Here is a 22,495-nt window from a genome sequence, read left to right as displayed (position 1 = left end):
TTGTTCAGTTGTCGTAACCCAGGTTCGGCGCCAGCCAGCGCTCGGTCAGGCTCAGTTCCTGGCCCTTGCGCGAGGTGTAGCTCTGGACCTGATCCTTGTCGATCTTGCCCACGGCGAAGTACTGCGCCTGCGGATGCGCAAAGTACCAGCCGCTGACCGCTGCCGCCGGGAACATCGCGTAGTGCTCGGTGAGGAACACGCCGCTGCGGCCGGCGCGCATTTCCTGCGCCTCGGGGTCGAGCAGGGCGAACAGCGTGGCTTTTTCGGTGTGATCCGGGCACGCCGGGTAGCCCGGTGCAGGACGAATGCCTGAGTACTGTTCTTTGATCAGCGCCTCGTTGTCGAGGGCTTCATCCTTGGCGTAACCCCAATGCTCCTTACGCACCTGCTGGTGCAGCCATTCGGCGCAGGCCTCGGCCAGACGGTCGGCAAGCGCCTTGACCATGATCGAGTTGTAATCGTCGCCAGCGTCCTGATATGCCTTGGCCACTTCTTCGGCGCCGATCCCGGCGGTGGTGATGAAACCACCGACATAGTCGGTCACCTCGCTGTCCTTCGGCGCGACGAAGTCGGCCAGCGAGAAGTTCGGTTTGCCGTCGGTCTTGATGATCTGCTGACGCAGGTGATGCAGGCGGGCCATGGGCTTGCCGTCATCGCCGTACAGCTCGATATCGTCGTCATGCACCTGATTGGCCGGCCAGAAGCCGAATACCGCACGGGCGCTGATCAGCTTTTCGTCGATCAGCTTGGTGAGCATCTCGCGGGCGTCCTTGTACAGCGAGGTCGCCGCTTCGCCGACCACTTCGTCTTCAAGGATGCGCGGAAATTTGCCGGCCAGGTCCCAGGAGATGAAGAACGGCGTCCAGTCGATGTATTCGGCCAGTACGTTGAGGTCGATATTGTCCAGCACGCGGGTGCCGGTGAAGGTCGGTTTGACCGGAGTGTACGTGGCCCAGTCGAACTGCGGCTTCTTGGCGATCGCGGCCGCGTAGCTCAGGCGCTCGGTGCGGGCACTGCGGTTGGCGGTGCGCTCGCGGACGTCGATGTACTCTTCGCGGGTCTTCTCGACGAAACCGGCTTTCAGTTCCTTGGACAGCAACTGCGTCGCCACGCCCACGGCGCGGGAGGCGTCGGTCACGTAGACCACCGCGTCATTGCTGTACTTGGGCTCGATCTTCACCGCCGTGTGCGCCTTGGAAGTGGTCGCGCCGCCGATCATCAACGGCAGGTGGAAGTCCTGACGCTGCATCTCGCGGGCCACGTGGACCATTTCGTCCAGCGACGGGGTGATCAGGCCGGACAGGCCGATGATGTCGCATTTTTCTTCGCGGGCTACCTGCAGGATCTTCTCGGCCGGCACCATCACGCCGAGGTCGACGATGTCATAGCCGTTGCAACCCAGCACCACGCCGACGATGTTCTTGCCGATGTCGTGCACGTCGCCTTTTACCGTGGCCATCAGGATCTTGCCCTTGGCTTCCGGCTTGTCGCCTTTTTCCAGCTCGATGAATGGGATCAAGTGGGCCACGGCCTGTTTCATCACGCGGGCGGACTTCACCACCTGCGGCAGGAACATTTTGCCGGCGCCGAACAGGTCGCCGACGATGTTCATGCCCGCCATCAACGGGCCCTCGATCACTTCGATCGGGCGGGCGAAGGACTGGCGGGACTCTTCGGTGTCTTCAACGATGTGGGTGGTGATGCCTTTGACCAGCGCATGCTCCAGACGCTTGTTGACGTCCCAGCCGCGCCATTCTTCGGTTTCGGCTTCCTTGACGCTGCCGTCGCCCTTGTACTTGTCGGCGATGGCGAGGAGGGCATCGGTGCCTTCAGGCGTGCGGTTGAGGATCACGTCTTCGACGGCGTCGCGCAGTTCCTGCGGGATCTGGTCGTAGATCTCCAGCTGACCGGCGTTGACGATGCCCATGGTCAGGCCGGCGCGGATCGCGTACAGCAGGAACACCGAGTGAATCGCCTCGCGCACCGGGTTGTTGCCGCGGAACGAGAACGACACGTTGGACACGCCGCCGGAGCTCAGGGCATACGGCAGTTCGTCACGGATGTAGGCACAGGCGTTGATGAAATCCACAGCGTAGTTGTTGTGTTCTTCGATGCCGGTGGCCACGGCGAAGATGTTCGGGTCGAAGATGATGTCTTCCGGCGGGAAGCCGACTTCGTTGACCAGAATGTCGTAGGAACGTTTGCAGATTTCTTTCTTGCGCGCTTCGGTGTCGGCCTGGCCGGCTTCGTCGAACGCCATCACTACAACTGCCGCGCCGTAGCGTTTGCACAGCTTGGCGTGGTGGATGAACTGCTCGACGCCTTCTTTCATGCTGATCGAGTTGACGATGCCCTTGCCCTGAATGCATTTGAGGCCGGCTTCGATCACGTCCCATTTCGAGGAGTCGATCATGATCGGTACGCGGGAGATGTCCGGTTCGCCGGCAATCAGATTGAGGAAGGTCACCATGGCCTTCTTCGAATCGAGCATCCCTTCGTCCATGTTGATGTCGATCACCTGGGCGCCGGCCTCGACCTGCTGCAGGGCGACTTCCAGGGCTTCGGTGTAGTTGTCCTCACGGATCAGGCGGGCGAATTTCGCGGAACCGGTGATGTTGGTCCGCTCGCCGACGTTGACGAACAGCGAGCTGCGATCGATCGTGAACGGTTCCAGACCCGACAGGCGGCAAGCCTTGGGAATGTCGGGAATCTGCCGTGGCGCGTAGCCGGCGACGGCTTTGGCGATGGCTTCGATGTGGCCCGGTGTGGTGCCGCAGCAACCGCCGACGATGTTGAGGAAACCGCTTTGGGCGAATTCTTCGATGACCTTGGCAGTGTCCGCCGGCAGCTCGTCGTACTCGCCGAATTCGTTCGGCAGGCCGGCGTTCGGGTGGGCGGATACGTGGGTGCTGGCCTTGTCCGACAGCTCTTCCAGGTACGGACGCAGCTCGCGGGCGCCGAGGGCGCAGTTCAGGCCCACCGAAATCGGTTTGGCGTGGGCCACGGAGTTCCAGAACGCTTCGGTGGTCTGGCCCGACAGGGTACGGCCGGAGGCATCGGTGATGGTGCCGGAAATCATGATCGGCAACTCGAAGCCCAGTTCTTCGAACACGCCTTGCACGGCGAAGATCGCAGCCTTGGCGTTCAGGGTGTCGAAGATGGTTTCGATCAGGATCAGGTCGGCGCCGCCCTCGATCAGACCCTTGGTGGCTTCGGTGTAGTTCTCCACCAACTCATCGAAGGTGACGTTGCGATAGCCCGGGTTGTTGACGTCCGGTGACAGTGAGCAGGTGCGACTGGTAGGACCGAGCACGCCGGCGACGAAACGCGGCTTGTCTGGCGTCTCGAGGGTTTTCGCATCGGCGACCTTGCGCGCCAGCCGGGCGCCTTCTACGTTGAGTTCGTAGACCAGTTCTTCCATGCCGTAGTCGGCCATGGAAATCCGGGTGGCGTTGAAGGTGTTGGTTTCGAGGATGTCGGCGCCGGCATCCAGGTAGGCTTTTTCGATGCCACCGATCACGTCCGGGCGGGTCAGTACCAACAGGTCGTTGTTGCCCTTGACGTCGCTCGGCCAGTCGGCGAAGCGTTTGCCGCGATAATCCTGTTCTTCGAGCTTGTAGCTCTGGATCATCGTGCCCATGCCGCCGTCGAGAATCAGGATGCGCTCTTTGAGAGCTTGCTTGAGAGCTTGAAGGCGAACGCTGCGATCGGACATTGGGACTACTCGGAAAAAGACCATGACGAAGGGCCGGGATCATAACAAACCTGTGCGGTTTTAGAGCATGTGGCGCTTTTGCATGAATATCGCTCATGTTGGTACGGTCGTCATAACGGTAGAATCGCGTCGTTTTTCTTCTGGATCAGGATCAGGGACATGTCGTACCGCGTCATCAGCATTGCATTGCTGTTTTTAAGCTTTGGCGCGGCGGCGCAAAGTCCTGCGGTTTCTCCCGCTATTTCTTACACTCGCGATATCCAGCCGATCTTCACCGAGAAGTGCGTGGCCTGCCATGCGTGCTACGACTCCGCCTGCCAGCTCAATCTGGGCAGCGGCGAGGGCGCTGCCCGTGGTGCGAGCAAGATGCCGGTCTATGATGGCGAACGTACCCAGGCGGCACCGACCACGCGGCTGTTCTATGACGCCTTTGGCAAACGTGCCTGGCAGCAGAAAGATTTCTATTCCGTACTCGATGCTCAAGGCAGTCAGGCCGCGCTGATGGCGCGCATGCTGGAGCTGGGGCACAAAACGCCGCTGACGCCCAACGCCAGACTGCCGGAAGACATCGTGCTGGGGCTCAATCGCGAGAACCTGTGCGCGATGCCCGCCGAGTTCGACGGTTATGCCAGCGCCCATCCGAAAGAGGGCATGCCGCTGGCGGTGACCGGCCTGACCGATCAGCAATATCAGACGTTGCAACGTTGGTTGGCGTCCGGTGCGCCGATCGATGAGCAAGGCCTGGCGCCGAGCGCCAAAGAGGCGTTGCAGATCGTTCAGTGGGAAAACCTGCTCAACCAGCCCGGCGCGCGGGAAAGCCTGGTCGGGCGCTGGCTGTTCGAGCACTGGTTCCTGGCGCATATCTATTTCAAGGACGGCGAGCCGGGGCATTACTTCCAGTGGGTGCGTTCGCGCACGCCGACGGGGAAGCCGATCGATCTGATCGCCACGCGTCGCCCGAACGACGATCCGGGGACCCAGGTTTACTACCGTCTGTGGCCGGTGCAGGGCGTGATCGTGCACAAGACCCACATCACTTATCCGCTGAGCGCGGCGAAGATGGCGCGGGTCAAAAGCCTGTTCTACAACGGCCACTGGCAGGTCAATGCCTTGCCGGGCTACGGACCGCAGAGCCGGGCCAACCCGTTCGCGACCTTTGAGGCGATTCCGGCGCAGGCGCGCTATCAGTTCATGCTCGATAACGCCGAATACTTCGTGCGTACATTCATTCGCGGCCCGGTATGCCGCGGGCAGATCGCAACCGACGTGATCCGCGACAACTTCTGGGCGCTGTTCCAGGCGCCGGAACACGACCTGTACATCACCGACCCGAACTATCGCGGCCAGGCCACGCCGTTGCTGGCCATGCCGGGGCAGAACGACGATGTCGGCAGCGTGCTGAGCCTGTGGCACAACTACCGCAACAAGCGAAACAAATACGAAGCCCTGCGCCGTGACAGCTACGCCGACCTGCCGGCGCCGAGCTGGTCGACCCTGTGGGCCGGCAACGACAACGCCTTGCTCAGCATCTTCCGTCACTTCGACAGCGCCTCGGTGACCAAGGGCCTGATCGGCGAAGTGCCGCAGACGATGTGGCTGTTCGACTATCCGCTGCTGGAGCGCACCTATTACCAGTTGGCGGTGAACTTCGATGTGTTCGGCAATGTCTCCCATCAGGCGCAAACCCGCTTGTATTTCGACCTGATCCGCAACGGCGCCGAGCAGAACTTCCTGCGTCTGATGCCCGCCGATTCTCGCGAGGGCTACCTCGACGATTGGTACCAGAGCAGCGGCCAGTTCAAGATGTGGCTCGATTACGAAGCCATCGATGACGACAAGCCGACCGCGCTGAAGCTCGACGAGAAAGATCCGAAACACGATTTCGCCATGCAATTGCTGGCGCGCTATGGCGACCTCAACGCGCATCCGGATCCGATCAACCGCTGCGAAGACGCCTATTGCTCGCGTCCGAACATCGACCCGGCCCTGCAAAACGCCGAACAGGCGCTGAGCCGCCTGACTTCACGCCCGGCGGCTGGCTTGAAAGTGATCGATCAATTGCCGGAAGCGACCATGCTCCGGGTTGAAACCCGCAGCGGCAAACGCGAGGTCTACAGCCTGATGCGCAACCGCGCCCACAGCAACGTGGCGTTCCTGCTCGGTGAATCGCTGCGCTATCAACCGGGGCTGGATACGCTGACGATCTATCCGGGTGTGCTCAGCAGCTACCCGAACTTCATGTTCAACATCCCGGCTGATCAGGTGCCGGCATTTGTCGACGCCATGGAAAGTGCAAAGGACGCGACGCAGTTCGAGAAAATCGTCGAACGCTGGGGCATCCGCCGCAGCCATCCGCAGTTCTGGTTCTATTTCCATGATTTGAGCCAGTACATCCACGAAACCGATCCGGTGGAAGAGGGCGTGCTGGATATGAACCGGTACGAGAATCTTTGATCGTTTGAACGATGGCGGTTGTCCCAATCCTGTGATGTACGGAATCGGGAGCGCCATCGATGTTGATTTCAGTGCAGGCCCTGCGAGCGCTCGCCGCGTGGGCAGTGGTCTGCCATCACTTCATGCAGATTTTCTTCGACTTCAAGGCGCGCGGGCCGATAGGGCAGCTGTTCATCGACAAGGGCGCGGTGGGCGTCGATATCTTTTTCGTGATCAGCGGGCTGGTGATTTTCCTGTCCACCGAAGGCAAGGCGTTGCCGCCGACGCGGTTTCTGCTGTATCGACTGTTTCGGATTGTGCCGGCGTATTGGCTCTACACCGTCCTGATGGCGTTGCTGGTGGTGTTCGCCCGGCCATTGCTGCCGGATCAGACAGTGGACTGGAGCCATTTGCTGTTGTCGCTGCTGTTTATCCCGACCGAAAACCCCGGTGGCTACGGGATCTACCCGACCCTGAACGTCGGCTGGACCCTGAATTACGAAATGCTGTTCTACGTGTTGTTCGCCTGGGCGCTGTTGTTCCGGCTGCAAGTGCGCTTGCTGGTGGTCGCGGCGCTGCTGTTTGCGGTGTGCCAGGCCTGGACCGGGTTTGGCTGGGTCAGCGAGTTTTATCGCTCGGACATCGTTTATGAGTTCCTGCTGGGGATCGGCCTCGGCATGCTTTACCGCCGCGGCTGGATCGGGCCGGCGCTCTGGCTGCCGTTACTGGGGATCGGCGCGGCGTTGCTGGCGATCTATCACCTGCCACCGGAACCCCGATTGCTCAATTGGGGCGTGCCCAGTGCCGTGCTGATCATGGCCAGCATTGCGCTGGAGCGACATGTCGAGCGCAACAGGTTGCTCAAATTGCTGGGCGACTGTTCGTACTCGGTGTACCTGATGCACGTGCTGGTGCTGTCGGCCGGCGGGTATCTGGCCCGGCGCTATGGGATCAACCCGTATTTGATGTTTGGCGCCTGCGCACTGGCCATCGGAATCGGTTCGTGGCTGAGCTACGAATGGGTGGAAAAGCGCAGTTATCAGTGGCTTAAAGCTCGGATCGACGGCGAACGCGGCGCTTAGCCGATTTGCGAACTATTCCTACGTAAATACTAGGACTTTGTGCCGCGCGCCGATTGGCGTAAACTCCGCCTCAAGCCTGCGAGGAGTCTCCATGACCGCTATTACCATTACCGACGCCGCCCATGATTACCTGGCCGATCTGCTCTCCAAGCAGAACACTCCGGGCATCGGCATCCGCGTTTTCATCACCCAGCCTGGCACCCAATACGCCGAAACGTGTATTGCCTACTGCAAGCCGGGCGAAGAAAAACCTGAAGACACGGCGCTGGGGCTGAAAAGCTTCACCGCTTACATTGACTCGTTCAGCGAAGCGTTTCTCGATGATGCTGTAGTCGACTACGCCACCGACCGCATGGGCGGCCAGCTGACCATCAAGGCTCCAAACGCCAAAGTCCCGATGGTCAACGCCGACAGCCCGATCAACGAGCGCATCAACTACTACCTGCAAACCGAAATCAACCCGGGGCTGGCGAGCCACGGCGGTCAGGTCAGCCTGATCGATGTGGTTGAAGACGGCATTGCCGTATTGCAGTTCGGCGGCGGTTGCCAAGGCTGCGGCCAGGCGGACGTGACCCTGAAGGAAGGCATCGAGCGCACCTTGCTCGAGCGCATTCCGGAGCTCAAGGGCGTTCGCGACGTGACCGACCACACGCAGAAAGAAAACGCCTACTACTAAGGCGTTCGCTGCGGCATGAAAAACGGCGCCCCGTGAGCGCCGTTTTTTTTGCGTGAAATTTGATCGTTCCCACGCTCTGCGTTGGAATGCAGCCTGGGACGCTCCGCGTCGCATTCATGGTCGATAAAGGTGCGCATGTCCCGCGCGATACAGCGATGACTCACCAAAGTGATCGCTACCCAACACCCGCCCAACCAGAATCAACGCCGTACGCCGAAACCCCTTCGCCGCCACCTTCGCGGCAATGTCCTCCAGCGTCCCGACCACCCAATCCTGATCCGGCCACGTCGCCCGGTGAATCACCGCGATCGGGCAGTCCGCGCCGTAATGCGGGAGCAACTCAGCCAGAATCTTCTCCAGGTGATTGACCCCCAGATGAATCGCCATGGTCGCCCCGTGCTGCGCCAGATTGCCGAGTTCTTCACCGGCGGGCATCGCTGTCTTGTCCGCGTAACGGGTCAGAATCACGCTTTGTGAGATGTCCGGCAGGGTCAGTTCAGCGCCCAGCAGCGCGGCGCACGCAGCCGTGGCGGTCACGCCGGGAATGATCTCGAACGGAATATCCAGCTCGCGCAAATAACGGATCTGCTCGCCAATGGCGCCATACAGACTCGGATCGCCCGAATGTACTCGTGCGACGTCCTGGCCCCTGGCGTGGGCGGTCTTGATCAGGTCGATGATCTGTTCCAGGTGCAGCTCGGCGCTGTTGACCACGGTTTCAGCGCAATGACCCTCCAGCACCGCCGTCGGCACCAGCGAACCTGCGTAGATGATCACCGGGCAACTGCGGATCAGCCGCTGGCCTTTGACGGTGATCAATTCCGGGTCGCCGGGGCCGGCGCCGATGAAGTAAACGGTCATCGCTGGATCCTGTAGAAAAGGGCAGTGCAGTGCTTCACAAGCCCTTCAGATGAAGAATGCTCATGATCGAAAGCAGGAATTATCGGGAATTTACGCAGCGCCGGCCAATGCCAGAGTTGCCTGCGCGTACTTTTGCCGGGAAATCAGCAGTTTTGCCGGGCCACTGATCAACTGTTCGGCGAGTGCCAGGGCGGCACTTTCCGCCACGCCGTAGCAACCGGTGCGTTCGAAGGCGATTTGTGAATGATGACTCAAGCGTTGCTGATAACAGGCCAGCTCTTCGCTGCTGAAATACAGCAACGGCAGCGCCAGTTGTGCGGCGAGTTCCTGCAGGCCGGGTTCATCGCGCTTGAGGTCGATGCTGGCCAGCGCCTTGACCTTCTCAAGATCAATTCGATGCGCCTGTAGCGCCTGATCAAGCAATGCGCGCAGCGTGCTGGCCGGGCAGCCGCGCTGGCAGCCCAGGCCGACCACGAAGGTCGGCGCTGCGCTGTCATCGGTCATGCGTGGTACTGGCCTTCGCTTTTGCGGCGGAACAACCAGGCGCTGATCAGGCCCAGGGCCAGCCAGAACGCGACGTTGGTCAACTGCGAAGCGATTTTGAACTGCGCTTCCAGAGCTTCCGGTGCGAGCATCGAATGCACTTGCGGTTGCGGCGCGCCGATCACATGCGGCACGGCAAGGATCGCTACGCCGAGGATCTTCATCAGCCAGCTGCGGCTGAACGCGATCAAGGCCAGACCGACAGCGGTGGAGGCGGCAGTGCCGATCCACCACATCTGACGCGAGGCCAGGTCGGCAGCGGCGGTGCCCGGCAGCTCGGGCGGCAGACCCATGGTCGGGGCGAGCACGAAGGTCGCGTAACCGGCCAGGCCCCAGAGCAAACCTTGGGAAGTCTTGGTCGGCGCCCGCAGGGTGTACAAGCCCGCCAGCATCAGGGCAAAGCCCACGGCAACCACCAGATTGCCGCCGGTTGTGGACAGCACGCGCTGCCAGCCGTCTTCCGGCTCCCAGGCTTCGGCATCGTGAGTGTGGGCGGCGGTGCCGGCGGCGTGTTCGTGAACCTCGACCACCGGTTCGGCTTTCTCGAAGGTTTCGGCCTGCAGAATCAGTGGCGAAACCCAGAAGCTTTGCAGCAACGTCAGGAGCAGGGCGGCCAGAAGGCCGGTGAAACCTGCGGTCTGCGCAATACGCTTGATCATGTCGTCAGGTCTCAGTGGCACGGGAACGCGGCGCTGTGACGGGTATCGTGGGCGGCGTTGTGTACCGCTTCGATGTGTGAGAAACCGGCGAAATACACGAGGCACGCACCCAGGATCGACGCGCAGACGGCGGCGGTCAGGCGTTGGCTCAGGGTAGTGGTGCTGGAGATCTTGTCCGAATTGCTGCCGGTGCTGCTGATGATCGACATGGCGCTTCCCTCTGGAGTGTCAGCGGGTGAACAGAGCGCATGAAAATCCCTGCGAGTCAGGCACGCAGAGGTTCGAACAGCGCCCGCCCACCGCGGGTTTGTTATGTTCAGTAACGCAGGATGCGCACTGTGTGTTGCGGGCCGGTCTCCGGGCTCACGAGGGGCTGGCGTCAGGCCGACCTGCAAGCGTCACCTTCCCATGCCATCGGCACAGTGGATCTGACGCTTCGCTCGCTTACCGTTGCGGGGGCAGCACCGGACTGACATGGCTTTAGAGTAAAGCACATGATTCACCGGTTTCCCGTTTCACCCTGTGAAGGGCACCCGTAACAAGTTGTGTAGGAGACCATGGGCGGGGGATTCGCGTCAATCGACGGCGCTAAAGCGTCGCGAGTGCCACGTACACCGCCAAGGCGATCAAAAACGCGTAGTAGGACTTGATTGGCGTCAGGCTCAGCAGCCAGGCCAGCGTTACCGGCACAATCCACTGCATTGCAGCGGCGTGCTGCTTGGTCAGTGGAAGGAGTGACCCCGCCAGCAGGCTGACCAGCATCGCCACCGACGTGTACTTGCCGAGGCGACCGATGAAGCTGCGGGCACCGCCGGACAGCCGCTCGACATCGACCGCCAGCGGCAGCAGCCGGCAAATCGCGGACACCAGTGCGCAGATCAGCACATACAACCAGAAAGTACTAGGTTCGGTCATAGACATAACTCGTCAGGACTGTGACTGCCAGGACCAGCAGCAGGCTCACTTCGCCCAGCCACAGCAAGCTGGCGGCGGTGGCCAGGCCGGCGATCCATTGCGCGTGGAAGCTGTGACGCTCGCGGGCCATCTTGCCAAGCGAGGCGCTGATGAAGACGGCGATCACCACGCTGACGTGATCCATCACGGCGTTGTCGGCCAGGCTCGCAAAGCAATAGCCGGCGATGGTGCCGAGCAGGGCGGCGGCATACAGCAAAAAGCACACGGTGTTGGCGTACGCTCGACTGATCGGCTGCTGTTCCTTGCGGATCGACATAAGCGTGAATGCAGCATTGGCCATTACCGCCAGTGCCGGAACGAACGCCTTGATCGGCCCTTCAAGGCTGGATTTCAGGCTCAGCGTGAAAACCAGAAAGCGCAGGTTGATGCTCAGCGCAGAGACCAGCACACCAAAGGCGTTCAGCAGATGCGCGGGCGTTTCCAGCAGCGTCAGTTGCAATGGCGAGGCCATCACCGTGCCGCTGAACACCACCATGGCCGGCAAGTCCAGGCCATGGCGGCGCCCGAGCATGCCGATCAGGGTGAAAGTCAGCAACAGCGAGAACACGAACGGCAGCGCATCGCGAATGCCGGTCGCAATCTCGTTGTGCGACGCCGGTTTTGCCAGCGCGGAATCAACCGGCATGGGTGCTTTGCCGCGTGCCGGCGAGCAGTTCCTCGACCCCTTTCTTGTAGGCCAGGGCCTTCTCCAGGTAGTACTCGGTGGAGAAGCGCGGAATGAACTCTTCCACCACCGCGACCCCGCGATAGCCGTTGACCGCGAAACGATTGAGCACATCGCTCAGGCGCAGGTTGCCTTCGCCGATCGGCAGATGCTGGTGGTGCGTATCGTTGAGATCGGCAATGTGCAGGTGCCGAGTGATCGGCGCCAGACCGGCGATGGCTTCGAACAGGCTTTCGCCATACGGCAGCAGCGAACACAGGTGCGTCACGTCGATGGTCACGAAGCATCCGGTTTCCTGGTGGAAGCGCAGGTGTTCCTCGACCGTGAATACCGGAAATTTCGGTCGCTGTCCGCCCATGTTTTCCAGGCACAGGGCAATGCCATCGGTGTTGCAGCGTGTGCTGACCTGATTGATCGCGTCGATCAGGTTGTCCAGCAACACGCTATTTTCCAGCTGATCCTTATAGCCGGGGTGGAAGGTGACGCTGGTGGCACCCGCCTCACGGGAAAAATCCACAGCGGCGCTCAGGCAGTCGACTGCCTGGGCGCGTTCGGCCAGATCCGGGGAGCACAGGTTGTACTGGCGTCCCCACCAGCCGGCATGCACGGTCAGGGTGATGCCATTGTGCTCAGTGAAACGGCGGATCTGCCGGGCCAGATTGACACGTTCCTCGGCGCTGAGTGACCAGAAGACCTGTTCGGCGTCTTCGCCGATTTCGAACTCCACGGCCTTGAAATGTCGGGCCAGATCGGTGATTGAACCGAAGATGTCCGCCGGGTTGTCGTAGACATTGGTGGAGAAGGAGATCAGCGGAAAATCCTGACTGATCGGGCCATCGATACGGTACAGCGTTTCATTCGTGGTCATTGCGCCTGTCCTTGGGTAGTGAACCGTGGGTGGGAAATCGCAGCGTTGAAGGCTGCCTGGTCGTCCGCGTCGCTACAGCCCAGCAGCACGTAGCCGTGACGGTCTGCAGAGCGGCGGATGGGCCGGCCGAACTTGTCATGGTTGAGGATCGCGCGCAGCGCAAACGGCTGTTGCAGCAGACGCCCCTGCAGCGGTTTCGGGTCGGTGGTGTGGTCCGCTTCAATGTAGCGAATCGCCATTTTCACGTAGGGTTTCTCGATTTCCGGCAGAGCAGAGCCCGTCATTGCGGCGATGGTGCTGGCCGCCAGATGCACGCCGGTGGTTTTCCAGACCATTTCCCATATCTGGTCGCCGCCGAAGCGAGTCTGGGTCTCGATGAAGTGCAGGCGTGAACCGTCGAGCTTGATCTCGGTGTGAGCCGGGCCCCAGCGGTTGCCCATGCGTTCGAGCAGCCACAGCACGGCTTCTTCGATTTGCACGCGGCTGTCATCATCGAGCCCGGCGGGAAAGTCGTGGCCGGTTTCGACATACCCCGGCGCACCGCTGGTGTGTTTGCGGGTGATGCCGAGAATCTGGTGCCGGCCATCCAGACTCAAGGATTCGACACTGTATTCCTCGCCGGTGGCGAAGGCCTCGATCAGATTGCAGCCCTCAAGCGGCAGTTGCGCGACATCCTCTGGCCGGTCGATGGCGTAGACGCCTTGGCTGCCGGAGCCGTTGACGGGTTTGACAATGGCCGGGCCGTGACGGAGCACGAAGGCACGAACCTCCTCGCGACTGTTGACGGCGGCGGCCGGCAATTCGTAGCGGCTGCCTTGCAACAATTGACGAAACAGCAGCTTGTCGCGGCTGACTTCGACACTGCCCAGGCTGTTGTGGGCGATGCCCAGTTGTTCGCCCAGCCGGGATGCCGGCAACAGGCCCAGTTCCGAAAATGACACCACGGCATCGAACGGGTGCTGACGGTGCAGTCGCTCGATGGTTTCGCTGTAAGCGTCCAGTTCTGCGATGTCCGGCGTCAGTACCGGTGTTGCGTGCTTGCGCTGATAGTCAGACAGGTCACCAGGCTGTTGGACGAGGGTAAAGCGAAACTGCCTTTGTGTATCCCAGTCCATTCCCGAATCGCGGCCGCCGATGAGCAGAATGTGACGGATGCTCGTCGCGCCGGGGACTTCGCCGTAGACATCGATGTCGGCGACGGCCAGCAAGGATTCGCGCAGGCTGGCGGTATCGGGTTGCTTGAACTCGATGTACAGGTAGTTCTGGAAACCGTTGCTGACCGGTCCGATGGCATCGCCCGGGTTGACGTAGGCATACCGGCGCTGGAATCCCGCAAGGCGTTCGATGCGCTCGGCGTGGTGCAGCCCGTCATAGAACCGGTCGGTGCGGGCGAACGGTGTGGCAATGCCGAACGCAACGGGGGGGCGGCCGGAAAGAGGCTGCATTTCAGCGGACAGTGTCCGGTGGTAGCAGACGTCCAGGTGCAAGCCCCAGGCTTGGCGAATCACGTGAATCCGGCTGCCGCCGGGGCGCGCGCCGACTTCGAGAATCTTCGGTCCGCTGGCGGTGAGAATGAACTCGACATGGGCAAACGTGCCTCTGAGTCCCAGTGCGTTGACGGCGTCATGGGCCAGTCGGTGGCAGCGTTCTTTCAGGCCGGCATCGGGTTCCAGCAGCGATGGCGTGTAGCGGGCGAAATGGTGGAAGTCACCACGCCCGATATCGACACCGGCAATCACGTCGACAATCGGAAAACTGTGGATCGAGCCATCCGCAGCAATTGCGCAGTCGATGGAGTGGTTGGAGCCCTGGAGGAACTCCTCCAACAGCAACTGCTCGGTTTCGCGGCTTTTACCGGCCACATAACGCTGCAGCGCCGGCCATTCGTGGCGAGCATAGTCGAGCAGATCGTGGTGAGTGTGGATGCAACGAACGAACAGGCTGCTGTAGAGGTTCGCGGGTTTCAGAATAAACGGGTAGGGCAGTTCATCGGAGTGTGCCAGCAGGTCGTCGATTCGTACTTCGCGGGACGGCACGTGCAGGTCAGGGTTGTCCGACTGCTGGAAGTGTTGGCGCTGCAACGCTTTGTCCAGCGTGTTTTCCACGTTGCGATGCAAGTGAGCCAGTGCTGGCAGCGCCGCGCACAGGCGGGCTGTGACAGCAACATAGCCTTCGCGGAAATTCAGCACGCTGGTGAACCCGTGTTCATCGAGCAGACGTTGCGTCAATCCGATCAGATCCGCCGTCAGTCCTCTGGAAAAATCGTACTGTGCCACTGGCGAAATTCTTGTCGCGTCAGCAATCTTGCTGGTTTTACGGCTGTCGGCGATCAACAGCGGAGTAATGCCCTCGGCAATCAGGCCTTCGTACTCACCTTCGCGGATGTTGCCTATGATCAGGCAGGCGCTTGCTTTCATCGGCAAACCTCCGGGTCGAAGCTGTAATGGATTCGGTTCAGGCGCTGGCAAATGTGCGACAGACGGATCCGATCCACGCCGTTCGCACCGCCGCTCAAGACATTGCGGATTATGTGGGCCAAGGCATCCAGGTCCTCGCTGCTGATCCCCAGGCGAGTGATTTCCTGAAGGCCGAAGCGCAGGCAATCGCGTCCATGGACTTGTTTGTTGTTGACCCGGATGCCCAGTTCATTGAGTTCCTGCGCCGCTTGCCGCGCCAGGGGGCCTTCAAGCAAGAGCAAGTGCGTGTCGGTGGGGTGTAGCGTCCAGCCCGGCAAGCCTTTCAGGGCATCATGTAGTTGGCGGGTGTTGGCGCACATGCGCTGGGCATAGGCCTGTCCGTAGTGCCGGGTTTCCACCAGGGTGACGAACAATTGCAGCAGGCCGGGCAGGTTGGGCGAAGAGACCAGACCGCTGCTGAGCGTCTGTTCGATTCGCCAGGCCAGGTCGGCGCTTCGGCAGACGATCAGTGCCCGGTGCGGACCTGCCAGGGATTTGTGGGTATTGCCTTGAAGAATATCCGCGCCTTCGTCAAGCGGGTTGGGAAAGGCCTGTCCGGCGATCAGGCCCAGGGTGTGCGAGGCATCGTAAATAATCAGTGTCCGCTCCAACCCACGGCGGTCCAGCAACGTACGCAATGGCTCGATTGCGATTGCCCGAGTGGTCAGGCCGTGATCGAACAGCACGGCTGCCGGCCCTGTACCGAGTGCCTGAAGTGTCTGATCGACTGCTTCGAGATCGATCTGTCCGTCCGCCGTCAGCGTGAAAAATGCGCTGCGCCTGCCGATTTTCTGCACCAGTGGCCCGGTCGCAAAATGCCCGCCGCTTTCCGGCGCAAGCGACAGAATGGCATCGCCCGGCTCGGTCAGCGCGCTCAGCACGCTCAACGTACAGTGCACGCCGGACAGCACCCGGTACTCGACGAATGGAGCGTTGAACATTGCCTGCACAGCCTGGGTTGCCAGCGTCTTCAAGGCTTCGACTTCCGGGAAGTGCTCAACGTGCATGCCGTTGAATTGGGCGGCATAGCGTTGTCCGTCGATGGCTTGCGCGTTGAATAAATAACGCTCGTAAAAACGGTTCTGTCCGAGCGTGCGCGCCGTCTCGGACAATATGTTTTCGTTGGCGGTCAACGACAACGTTGAAACTCGTCGAGCACAGGCTTGTTGGAATTGCTCAATAATAAAGTCATGTGCGCCGGGTGGGCTGGCTGAAAGTGCATGCGTCAAAGAGTTCATTAGTAGTCCGCCAGGTCGAAATCGATTATCAACATGTCGCGGCTGCCGCGATTCGAATTAATGCTTGATGTTTGCAGTGGGGAAACTTCGTGCAGAAGTATTCGGTCATTCAATACGGCTGTTTCCATGTAATCCGTCAAAGTTGCTTTGAATACACAGTCGCCACTTTCATTGAATATCCGACTTTCACCGCCAATGACGCCCTGGCGTTGAATCAGATGTTGAAAGACAAAATCGTGTCCATCGCGATGGCGGCCCTCGGGTGTGGCGAGGCCGGCATTACGCCGGTCGCAAAGGATGCGGAACTGGTGACAGGTCACCAGCCAGTCGCGCGGGCCGACTGCCAGATCCATCAGCGCCAGGTCGGCAGCGAGCACGGTTTGCAGGACCGGAGACTCGATAAACGTTGACTCGCTGCGGCTGTAGGTGCGCTGGACGCCGCCCAGCAGCGGGTTGTGGGCCTGGGCTTGAAAGAAATGGCAGTCTTGCAGCGTTGTCCATTGGCGCTCACGTTGGCGATATTCGAACTTGCAGATGCGCCGTTGGCGTATGCCGTTCTCCACGCTCAGGTAGGTATCGGGGTGCAAATGCTCCCAGGTCGCGTTGAACGCCTGAGACACATCGTGCCCCAACAACCCGACCTGGATCGCCGGATATTGATAACTGTGCGCGTAGTGGCAATTACGCAGTAGTTGGGACAGTTCCTGCAATACGGTGCCATCAGATTGCCGCAATGCATTGTCGGCGCTCATATTGCAGGCGCGTAAGCAGGATGGGCAGGAATAAAAAGCGTTGAATACTGATAGTAATCAGGCATGCAAGAATTCCTTTCTTGTAGAGTGCAGCGTCCTTTTGAATCTTCATGTTTCATATCTTGTTTTAATTTATCAATTCGGTTTTTGTAAAGATATGTAATTTGAGAGTTCGAGCGCTCTATTTCAAGGTCGAACGTCGTGATGGGATAGTTGGTGGCTAGATGATATGTAAGAGATAACTTACAACTAATTTTTTAACTGAGAACTGTTTTCGATCAAAATATTAAAGAACGATGTCCATATAACGAAATTGCCGCAGACGTTGACCCGCCTTGCGCGCATGCGTAGCCTTGCGCTTTCGAGGTTCTTCGGCCCACGCCGAAGCTAAGAAGGGAACGCGGTCCAAGCCGCGGCTGCCCCCGCAACTGTGAACGGTGCTGTTCGCTGCCACGCCACTGCCAACTCAATCCAGAGCCAGCGGGAAGGCGCAGCGAATACCGGGCCAAGGCCCGAACACCGTCAGCCAGGAGACCTGCCTCGTCACAGATTCTCACTTTCAACCGGGCGGGGTGATCCGGTGGCGAACTCTCCAGGCACGCACCCGCGCTGCCGGTCTCGTCCCGTATGCCCGCCACCTTGCCAAAGGGCATCCGATGAAAACACTGGCCAAACTCCCCGTCACCATCGTCACTGGCTTCCTCGGCTCGGGCAAAACCACCTTGCTGCGACACATGCTCGACAACGCCCAGGGCCGTCGCATCGCGGTGATCGTCAACGAGTTTGGCGAGTTGGGCATCGACGGTGAAATCCTCAAGCAATGCACCATCGGCTGCACCGAAGAAGAAGCCACCGGCCGCGTCTACGAACTGGCCAACGGCTGCCTGTGCTGCACGGTTCAGGAAGAGTTCTTCCCGGTGATGCGTGAACTGGTGGCCCGTCGCGGCGACCTCGACCACATCCTGATCGAAACCTCGGGTCTGGCCCTGCCAAAGCCGCTGGTACAAGCCTTCCAGTGGCCGGAAATCCGCAGCGCCTGCACCGTGGACGCGGTGATCACCGTGGTCGACAGCCCGGCCGTGGCCGCCGGCACCTTCGCCGCGTTTCCGGATCAGGTCGACGCCCAGCGCAAACTCGATCCGAACCTGGATCACGAATCCCCGCTGCACGAACTGTTCGCCGATCAACTGGCCAGCGCCGACCTCGTCATCCTCAACAAGGCCGACCAGACCAGCCCTGAAGATCTCGCGCGCGTACGTCTGGAAGTCGCCGAAGAACTGCCGCCGGCAGTAAAAATCATCGAAGCCAGCAACGGCCGTCTGCCGCTGGACGTGCTGATCGGCCTGGGCGCCGGTTCCGAAGAACACATCGACAGCCGCCACAGCCACCACGATCACCACCACGGTGAAGGCGATGACGATCACGATGACCACGATCACGACGCCTTCGACTCGATCTCCATCGAACTGCCGCAAGCCGACGAAAGTCTGCTGCTCGATGCGCTGACGCAACTGGTGGTCCAGCATGGCATCCTGCGGGTCAAAGGTTTCGCGGCCATCCCGAACAAGCCGATGCGTCTGCTGATCCAGGGCGTGGGCACGCGTTTTGACAAGCACTTCGACCGCCAGTGGAGCGCCGATGAAGCGCGTATCACCCGTCTGGTATTGATCGGTCAGGAACTGGACGCTGCCCAGCTCGAAGCGCAACTGCGCGCCGCGCTCAGCGTTTAAGCCATGCACCTGCTCAGGACTCAGCCCGGCGGTTTCGTGTCGGATGACAACATTGCCGACCTTGGACAAACCCCCGCCGAGCTGGTGATCCTGTGCAGCGGCGATTCCAGCCTCGCGCTGCTCGCCGAAGCGGCGCAGCAACTGCCCGCGGATTACCCGAGCGTACGCCTGGCCAACCCGATGCAGGTGCAGAACCATGCATCGGTTGACCTGTACGTCGATGAGGTGCTGCGCCACGCGAAGGTGATTCTGATCTCGCTGCACGGCGGCATCGCTTATTGGCGTTATGGCGTCGAGCGGCTGGTGGAATTGTCCGAGCGTGGCGTGCAGGTGATTCTGGTGCCGGGCGATGACCGGCCCGACCCGGAACTCAGCGACCTGAGCACCGTCGGTGCCGAAGATCGTGACCGACTCTGGCAATTCTTGCGTCAGGGCGGCATGGGCAATGCGCTGGACTTCTTCCGCTGTCTGGCCAACCGCTGGCTGGCGCGGGATTACATGTGGGGCGAGCCGCAGACGCTGCCGCGCACGGGGATTTACCACCCGAACAAAAACACCGCCGCACTGAGTGACTGGCAAGCCGATTGGCGGCCCGGTCATCCGGTAGCGGCGGTGCTGTTTTATCGCTCGCATTTGCAAGCGGCGAACACGGCATTTATCGACGTTTTCTGCCAACGGCTCCAGGCGGCCGGACTCAATCCGCTGCCGATCGCCGTGGCCAGTCTGAAAGAACCCGGCTGCCTCTCGGTGGTCGAGGACTGGCTGGATGAGGTTGACGCTTCGGTGATCCTGAACACCACCGGTTTCGCTCAGTCCAGTCCCGAAGCGCCGCATCTGCGGCCATTCCGTCGAAACATTCCGGTGCTCCAGGCGATCTGCGCCCAGGACAATGAGCCCGGTTGGCGCGAGAGCGAGCAGGGCCTTGGACCGCGGGACCTGGCGATGCACATTGCCTTGCCGGAGCTCGACGGCCGGATCATCAGTCGGCCGATCAGCTTCAAGGACCTGGCGTGGCGCAGCGAGCGCAGTCAGTCCGATGTGGTGTGTTATCGGGCGCAGCCCGAGCGCATGGATTTTGTGGCCGAACTGGCGCGCCGCTGGGTTGAACTGGCGCGGGTGCCGAACGCTGAAAAACGCATCGCCCTGATCCTCGCCAACTACCCGACCCGGGACGGGCGCATCGGCAACGGCGTCGGCCTCGACACGCCGGCCGCCGCGCTGAATATCCTGCGCGCGTTGCAGGTCGAGGGTTATCCGCTGCCGGCTGAACTGCCGGAAAGCGGCACTGAACTGATCCGGCTATTGCTCGGCGGCGTCAGTAATGACCTTGACACCCTCGATCAGCGTCCATGCCAGCAAAGCCTGGCGATGAACGATTATCTGGCGATGTTCAACGCGCTGCCTGAAGCCAATCGCGCGGCGGTACTGGAGCGTTGGGGTTCGCCGCAGAACGATCCGATGTGCCGCGACGGGCGGATGATGATCGCCGGCCTGCGTTTTGGTCTGACTTTCGTCGGCATTCAGCCGGCACGGGGTTATCAGGTCGATCAGAGCGCGGTGTATCACGACCCGGATCTGGTGCCGCCGCACGCGTACCTCGCGTTCTATTTCTGGCTGCGCCAGACCTACGGCGCCCACGGCGTGATTCACGTCGGCAAGCACGGCAATCTCGAATGGTTGCCCGGCAAAGGCGTCGGCCTGTCGGATAACTGCTGGCCGGACGCGCTGCTCGGGCCGCTGCCGAACATCTATCCGTTTATCGTCAACGATCCGGGCGAAGGCGCCCAGGCCAAACGTCGCACCCAGGCGGTGATCATCGACCATTTGATGCCGCCGCTGACCCGCGCTGAAACCTACGGTCCGTTGCGCAATCTGGAGCTGTTGGCCGACGAGTATTACGAAGCTCAACTGCTCGACCCGCGCCGCGCCCGTGAGTTGCAGCGCGACATTCTGCAACTGGTGCGTGACACGCAGATTGACCGCGAACTGCAACTCGACGAAGCCCTCGACAGCGATGCCGATGCGGCGATCTGGCTGCCGCGTCTGGATACGTATCTGTGTGACTTGAAGGAATCGCAGATCCGCAATGGGCTGCACATTTTTGGCGAGTCGCCGACCGGACGTTTGCGTATCGATACTTTGCTCGCGTTGCTGCGGATTCCGCGTGGCGATGGCAAAGGGGCGCAATCGAGTCTGTTGCGGGCGTTGGCCAAGGCGTTTCAGTTGGGGTTTGATCCGCTGGATTGCGCACTTGCCGAACCCTGGAATGGCCTGCGTCCCGACGAGTTGCAGGCGGTCAGCGGAGAAGTGTGGCGCACCGCAGGGGATACCCGCGAACGCCTTGAGCTGTTCGCAACGGAGTTGATCACGCACGCTGTGAGCGATTCCTGTGGGAGCGAGCTTGCTCGCGAAGGCAACACTTCCGGGACTGACACACCGCAATCGCGAGCAAGCTCGCTCCCACAGGGTCCTCACTGGTCTGAAGTCGGCGTAATCATCGACCATCTTCGTGAAGTCGTTGCCCCGCGCCTCGATGCCTGCGGCCCGGCCGAAATGCATGGCTTGCTTGATGCCCTGAGCGGCCGTTTCGTCCCGGCCGGCCCGAGTGGTGCGCCGAGTCGCGGTCGTCTTGATGTGCTGCCGACCGGGCGCAATTTCTATTCGGTGGACGTGCGCAACCTGCCGACCACCACTGCGTGGCGAATCGGTTTCCAGTCGGCAACCCTGATTCTCGAACGACACCTGCAGGACCACGGCGACCACCTGCGCCAACTCGGCCTGTCGGTCTGGGGTACCGCCACCATGCGCACCGGCGGCGATGACATCGCCCAGGCCATGGCGCTGATGGGCGTGCGACCGGTTTGGGCCACGGGCAGTCAGCGGGTCGATGATTTCGAGATTCTGCCGCTGAGCCTGCTCGACCGGCCTCGGGTCGATGTCACGCTGCGGGTCTCCGGATTTTTCCGCGACGCGTTCGCCAACCTGATCCGCCTGTTCGACGCCGCCGTTCAAGCCGTGGCGGAACTGGACGAACCGGACGATCTCAACCCGTTGGCCGCCAAAGTGCGTGCCGAGCGCGAGGCGTTGCGGCAGTCGGGTCTGGATGAGGACGCTGCGCGTCGTCAGGCTGGCTGGCGGATTTTCGGTGCCAAACCCGGTGCTTATGGCGCGGGTGTGCAGGGCGCCATCGATGGTCGCCTCTGGCAAACCCGCGAGGATCTGGCCGAGGTCTACCTGAGCTGGGGCGCCTACGCTTACGGCGGTTCTGACGAAGGCACCGCCGCCCGCGAACGGTTCGTCCAGCGTCTGAGCCAGGTACAGGCCGTGCTGCAAAACCAGGACAACCGCGAGCATGACCTGCTCGATTCCAACGACTATTACCAGTTTCAGGGCGGCATGCTCGCTGCCGTGGAAAGCCTGCGCGGTGAAGCGGCGGCCAGTTATCACGGCGATCACAGTCAGCCGGATCTGCCGAAGATTCGCACCCTGAAAGAAGAGCTGAACCGGGTGATCCGTTCCCGGGCGGCGAATCCGAAATGGATCGACGGGGTCAAGCGCCACGGCTATAAAGGCGCGTTCGAACTGGCGGCGACGGTCGATAATCTTTTTGCCTTCGACGCCACCACGCAGTTGATCGATGATCACCAGTACGCCTTGCTGGCCGATGCGTATTTGCTGGACCCTGCGACCCGCGAGTTCGTGCGCGAGCATAATCCCCACGCCTTGCGCGACATGACCGAACGCATGCTCGAAGCACAACAGCGCGGGATGTGGCAGGAGCCGGGCGCCTACAAAGAGGCCCTGGAAAACCTGCTGCTGGATATAGAAGAAGAGAGCTGAGAC

General features: G+C 61.0%; 16 protein-coding genes and 2 riboswitches. Of the genes, 5 read left to right on the top strand and 11 right to left on the bottom strand.

Annotated elements, in window-relative coordinates; all coding sequences use genetic code 11:
• Positions 1-4 precede the first annotated feature (4 nt).
• On the bottom strand, positions 5-3,715 hold the full coding sequence (gene metH / locus AC1MDC_RS01270) for a methionine synthase (protein WP_266200149.1): 3,711 nt from the start codon (positions 3,713-3,715) through the stop codon (positions 5-7).
• Positions 3,716-3,874: 159 nt separating this feature from the next.
• Here metH and AC1MDC_RS01265 point away from each other — a divergent pair, with 159 nt between their 5' ends.
• From AC1MDC_RS01265 to nfuA, 3 genes are all read left to right on the top strand, one after another.
• Complete coding sequence (locus tag AC1MDC_RS01265; protein WP_480392327.1) at positions 3,875-6,169, top strand: fatty acid cis/trans isomerase; 2,295 nt, start codon at positions 3,875-3,877, stop codon at positions 6,167-6,169.
• A 59-nt stretch (positions 6,170-6,228) separates the two neighbouring features.
• Positions 6,229-7,230: an acyltransferase family protein gene (locus AC1MDC_RS01260; protein WP_480392326.1), complete on the top strand. Its 1,002-nt coding sequence runs from the start codon at positions 6,229-6,231 to the stop codon at positions 7,228-7,230.
• Between the two features lie 91 nt (positions 7,231-7,321).
• Positions 7,322-7,906 (top strand): Fe-S biogenesis protein NfuA, encoded by a 585-nt coding sequence (gene nfuA / locus AC1MDC_RS01255; protein ID WP_007959519.1) that lies wholly within the window; start codon positions 7,322-7,324, stop codon positions 7,904-7,906.
• Positions 7,907-8,020: 114 nt separating this feature from the next.
• On the opposite strand, the gene cobM is transcribed toward nfuA, so the two are convergent.
• From cobM to AC1MDC_RS01205, 10 genes are all read right to left on the bottom strand, one after another.
• On the bottom strand, positions 8,021-8,767 hold the full coding sequence (gene cobM, locus AC1MDC_RS01250) for a precorrin-4 C(11)-methyltransferase (protein WP_085695928.1): 747 nt from the start codon (positions 8,765-8,767) through the stop codon (positions 8,021-8,023).
• Positions 8,768-8,857: 90 nt separating this feature from the next.
• Positions 8,858-9,271 (bottom strand): cobalamin biosynthesis protein, encoded by a 414-nt coding sequence (locus AC1MDC_RS01245; protein ID WP_085695929.1) that lies wholly within the window; start codon positions 9,269-9,271, stop codon positions 8,858-8,860.
• On the bottom strand, positions 9,268-9,969 hold the full coding sequence (locus AC1MDC_RS01240) for a CbtA family protein (RefSeq protein ID WP_085695930.1): 702 nt from the start codon (positions 9,967-9,969) through the stop codon (positions 9,268-9,270). The genes AC1MDC_RS01245 and AC1MDC_RS01240 overlap by 4 nt, the downstream gene beginning before the upstream one ends.
• An 11-nt stretch (positions 9,970-9,980) precedes the next feature.
• Entirely contained in the window at positions 9,981-10,178 is a 198-nt protein-coding gene (locus AC1MDC_RS01235; RefSeq protein ID WP_007959524.1) for a CbtB domain-containing protein, read from the bottom strand.
• Positions 10,179-10,300: 122 nt separating this feature from the next.
• A riboswitch (cobalamin riboswitch) is annotated at positions 10,301-10,521 on the bottom strand.
• 36 nt (positions 10,522-10,557) lie between these two features.
• The gene (locus AC1MDC_RS01230; protein ID WP_085695931.1) at positions 10,558-10,884 is read right to left on the bottom strand and encodes a hypothetical protein; all 327 of its coding nucleotides are present in this window, start codon (positions 10,882-10,884) and stop codon (positions 10,558-10,560) included.
• Positions 10,871-11,569 (bottom strand): AzlC family ABC transporter permease, encoded by a 699-nt coding sequence (locus tag AC1MDC_RS01225; RefSeq protein WP_170929675.1) that lies wholly within the window; start codon positions 11,567-11,569, stop codon positions 10,871-10,873. The genes AC1MDC_RS01230 and AC1MDC_RS01225 overlap by 14 nt, the downstream gene beginning before the upstream one ends.
• Positions 11,559-12,476 (bottom strand): sugar phosphate isomerase/epimerase family protein, encoded by a 918-nt coding sequence (locus AC1MDC_RS01220; protein ID WP_480392325.1) that lies wholly within the window; start codon positions 12,474-12,476, stop codon positions 11,559-11,561. The genes AC1MDC_RS01225 and AC1MDC_RS01220 overlap by 11 nt, the downstream gene beginning before the upstream one ends.
• The gene (locus tag AC1MDC_RS01215; RefSeq protein WP_480392324.1) at positions 12,473-14,893 is read right to left on the bottom strand and encodes an ATP-grasp domain-containing protein; all 2,421 of its coding nucleotides are present in this window, start codon (positions 14,891-14,893) and stop codon (positions 12,473-12,475) included. Before AC1MDC_RS01215 ends, AC1MDC_RS01220 begins: the two co-directional genes overlap by 4 nt.
• Positions 14,890-16,170 carry a hypothetical protein gene (locus AC1MDC_RS01210; protein ID WP_480392323.1) on the bottom strand — a complete coding sequence of 427 codons (1,281 nt, stop codon included), beginning with the start codon at positions 16,168-16,170 and terminating at the stop codon, positions 14,890-14,892. The genes AC1MDC_RS01215 and AC1MDC_RS01210 overlap by 4 nt, the downstream gene beginning before the upstream one ends.
• Positions 16,170-16,922, bottom strand: coding sequence for a 2OG-Fe dioxygenase family protein (locus tag AC1MDC_RS01205; RefSeq protein WP_480392322.1), 753 nt, complete (start codon positions 16,920-16,922; stop codon positions 16,170-16,172). The genes AC1MDC_RS01210 and AC1MDC_RS01205 overlap by 1 nt, the downstream gene beginning before the upstream one ends.
• A 347-nt stretch (positions 16,923-17,269) precedes the next feature.
• A riboswitch (cobalamin riboswitch) is annotated at positions 17,270-17,479 on the top strand.
• A gap of 99 nt (positions 17,480-17,578) precedes the next feature.
• Between AC1MDC_RS01205 and cobW the strand changes: the two genes are divergently transcribed.
• Both cobW and cobN read left to right on the top strand, forming a co-directional pair.
• The gene (cobW, locus tag AC1MDC_RS01200; protein ID WP_085701900.1) at positions 17,579-18,652 is read left to right on the top strand and encodes a cobalamin biosynthesis protein CobW; all 1,074 of its coding nucleotides are present in this window, start codon (positions 17,579-17,581) and stop codon (positions 18,650-18,652) included.
• A gap of 3 nt (positions 18,653-18,655) precedes the next feature.
• Positions 18,656-22,492, top strand: a complete 3,837-nt coding sequence (cobN, locus tag AC1MDC_RS01195) for a cobaltochelatase subunit CobN (RefSeq protein ID WP_480392321.1) — start codon at positions 18,656-18,658, stop codon at positions 22,490-22,492.
• Positions 22,493-22,495: the final 3 nt, after the last annotated feature.

This window comes from Pseudomonas sp. 1 (genome assembly GCF_056626735.1).
Note: the sequence above shows the minus strand (reverse complement) of the source record. Positions and strands in the feature narration are given on the sequence as shown.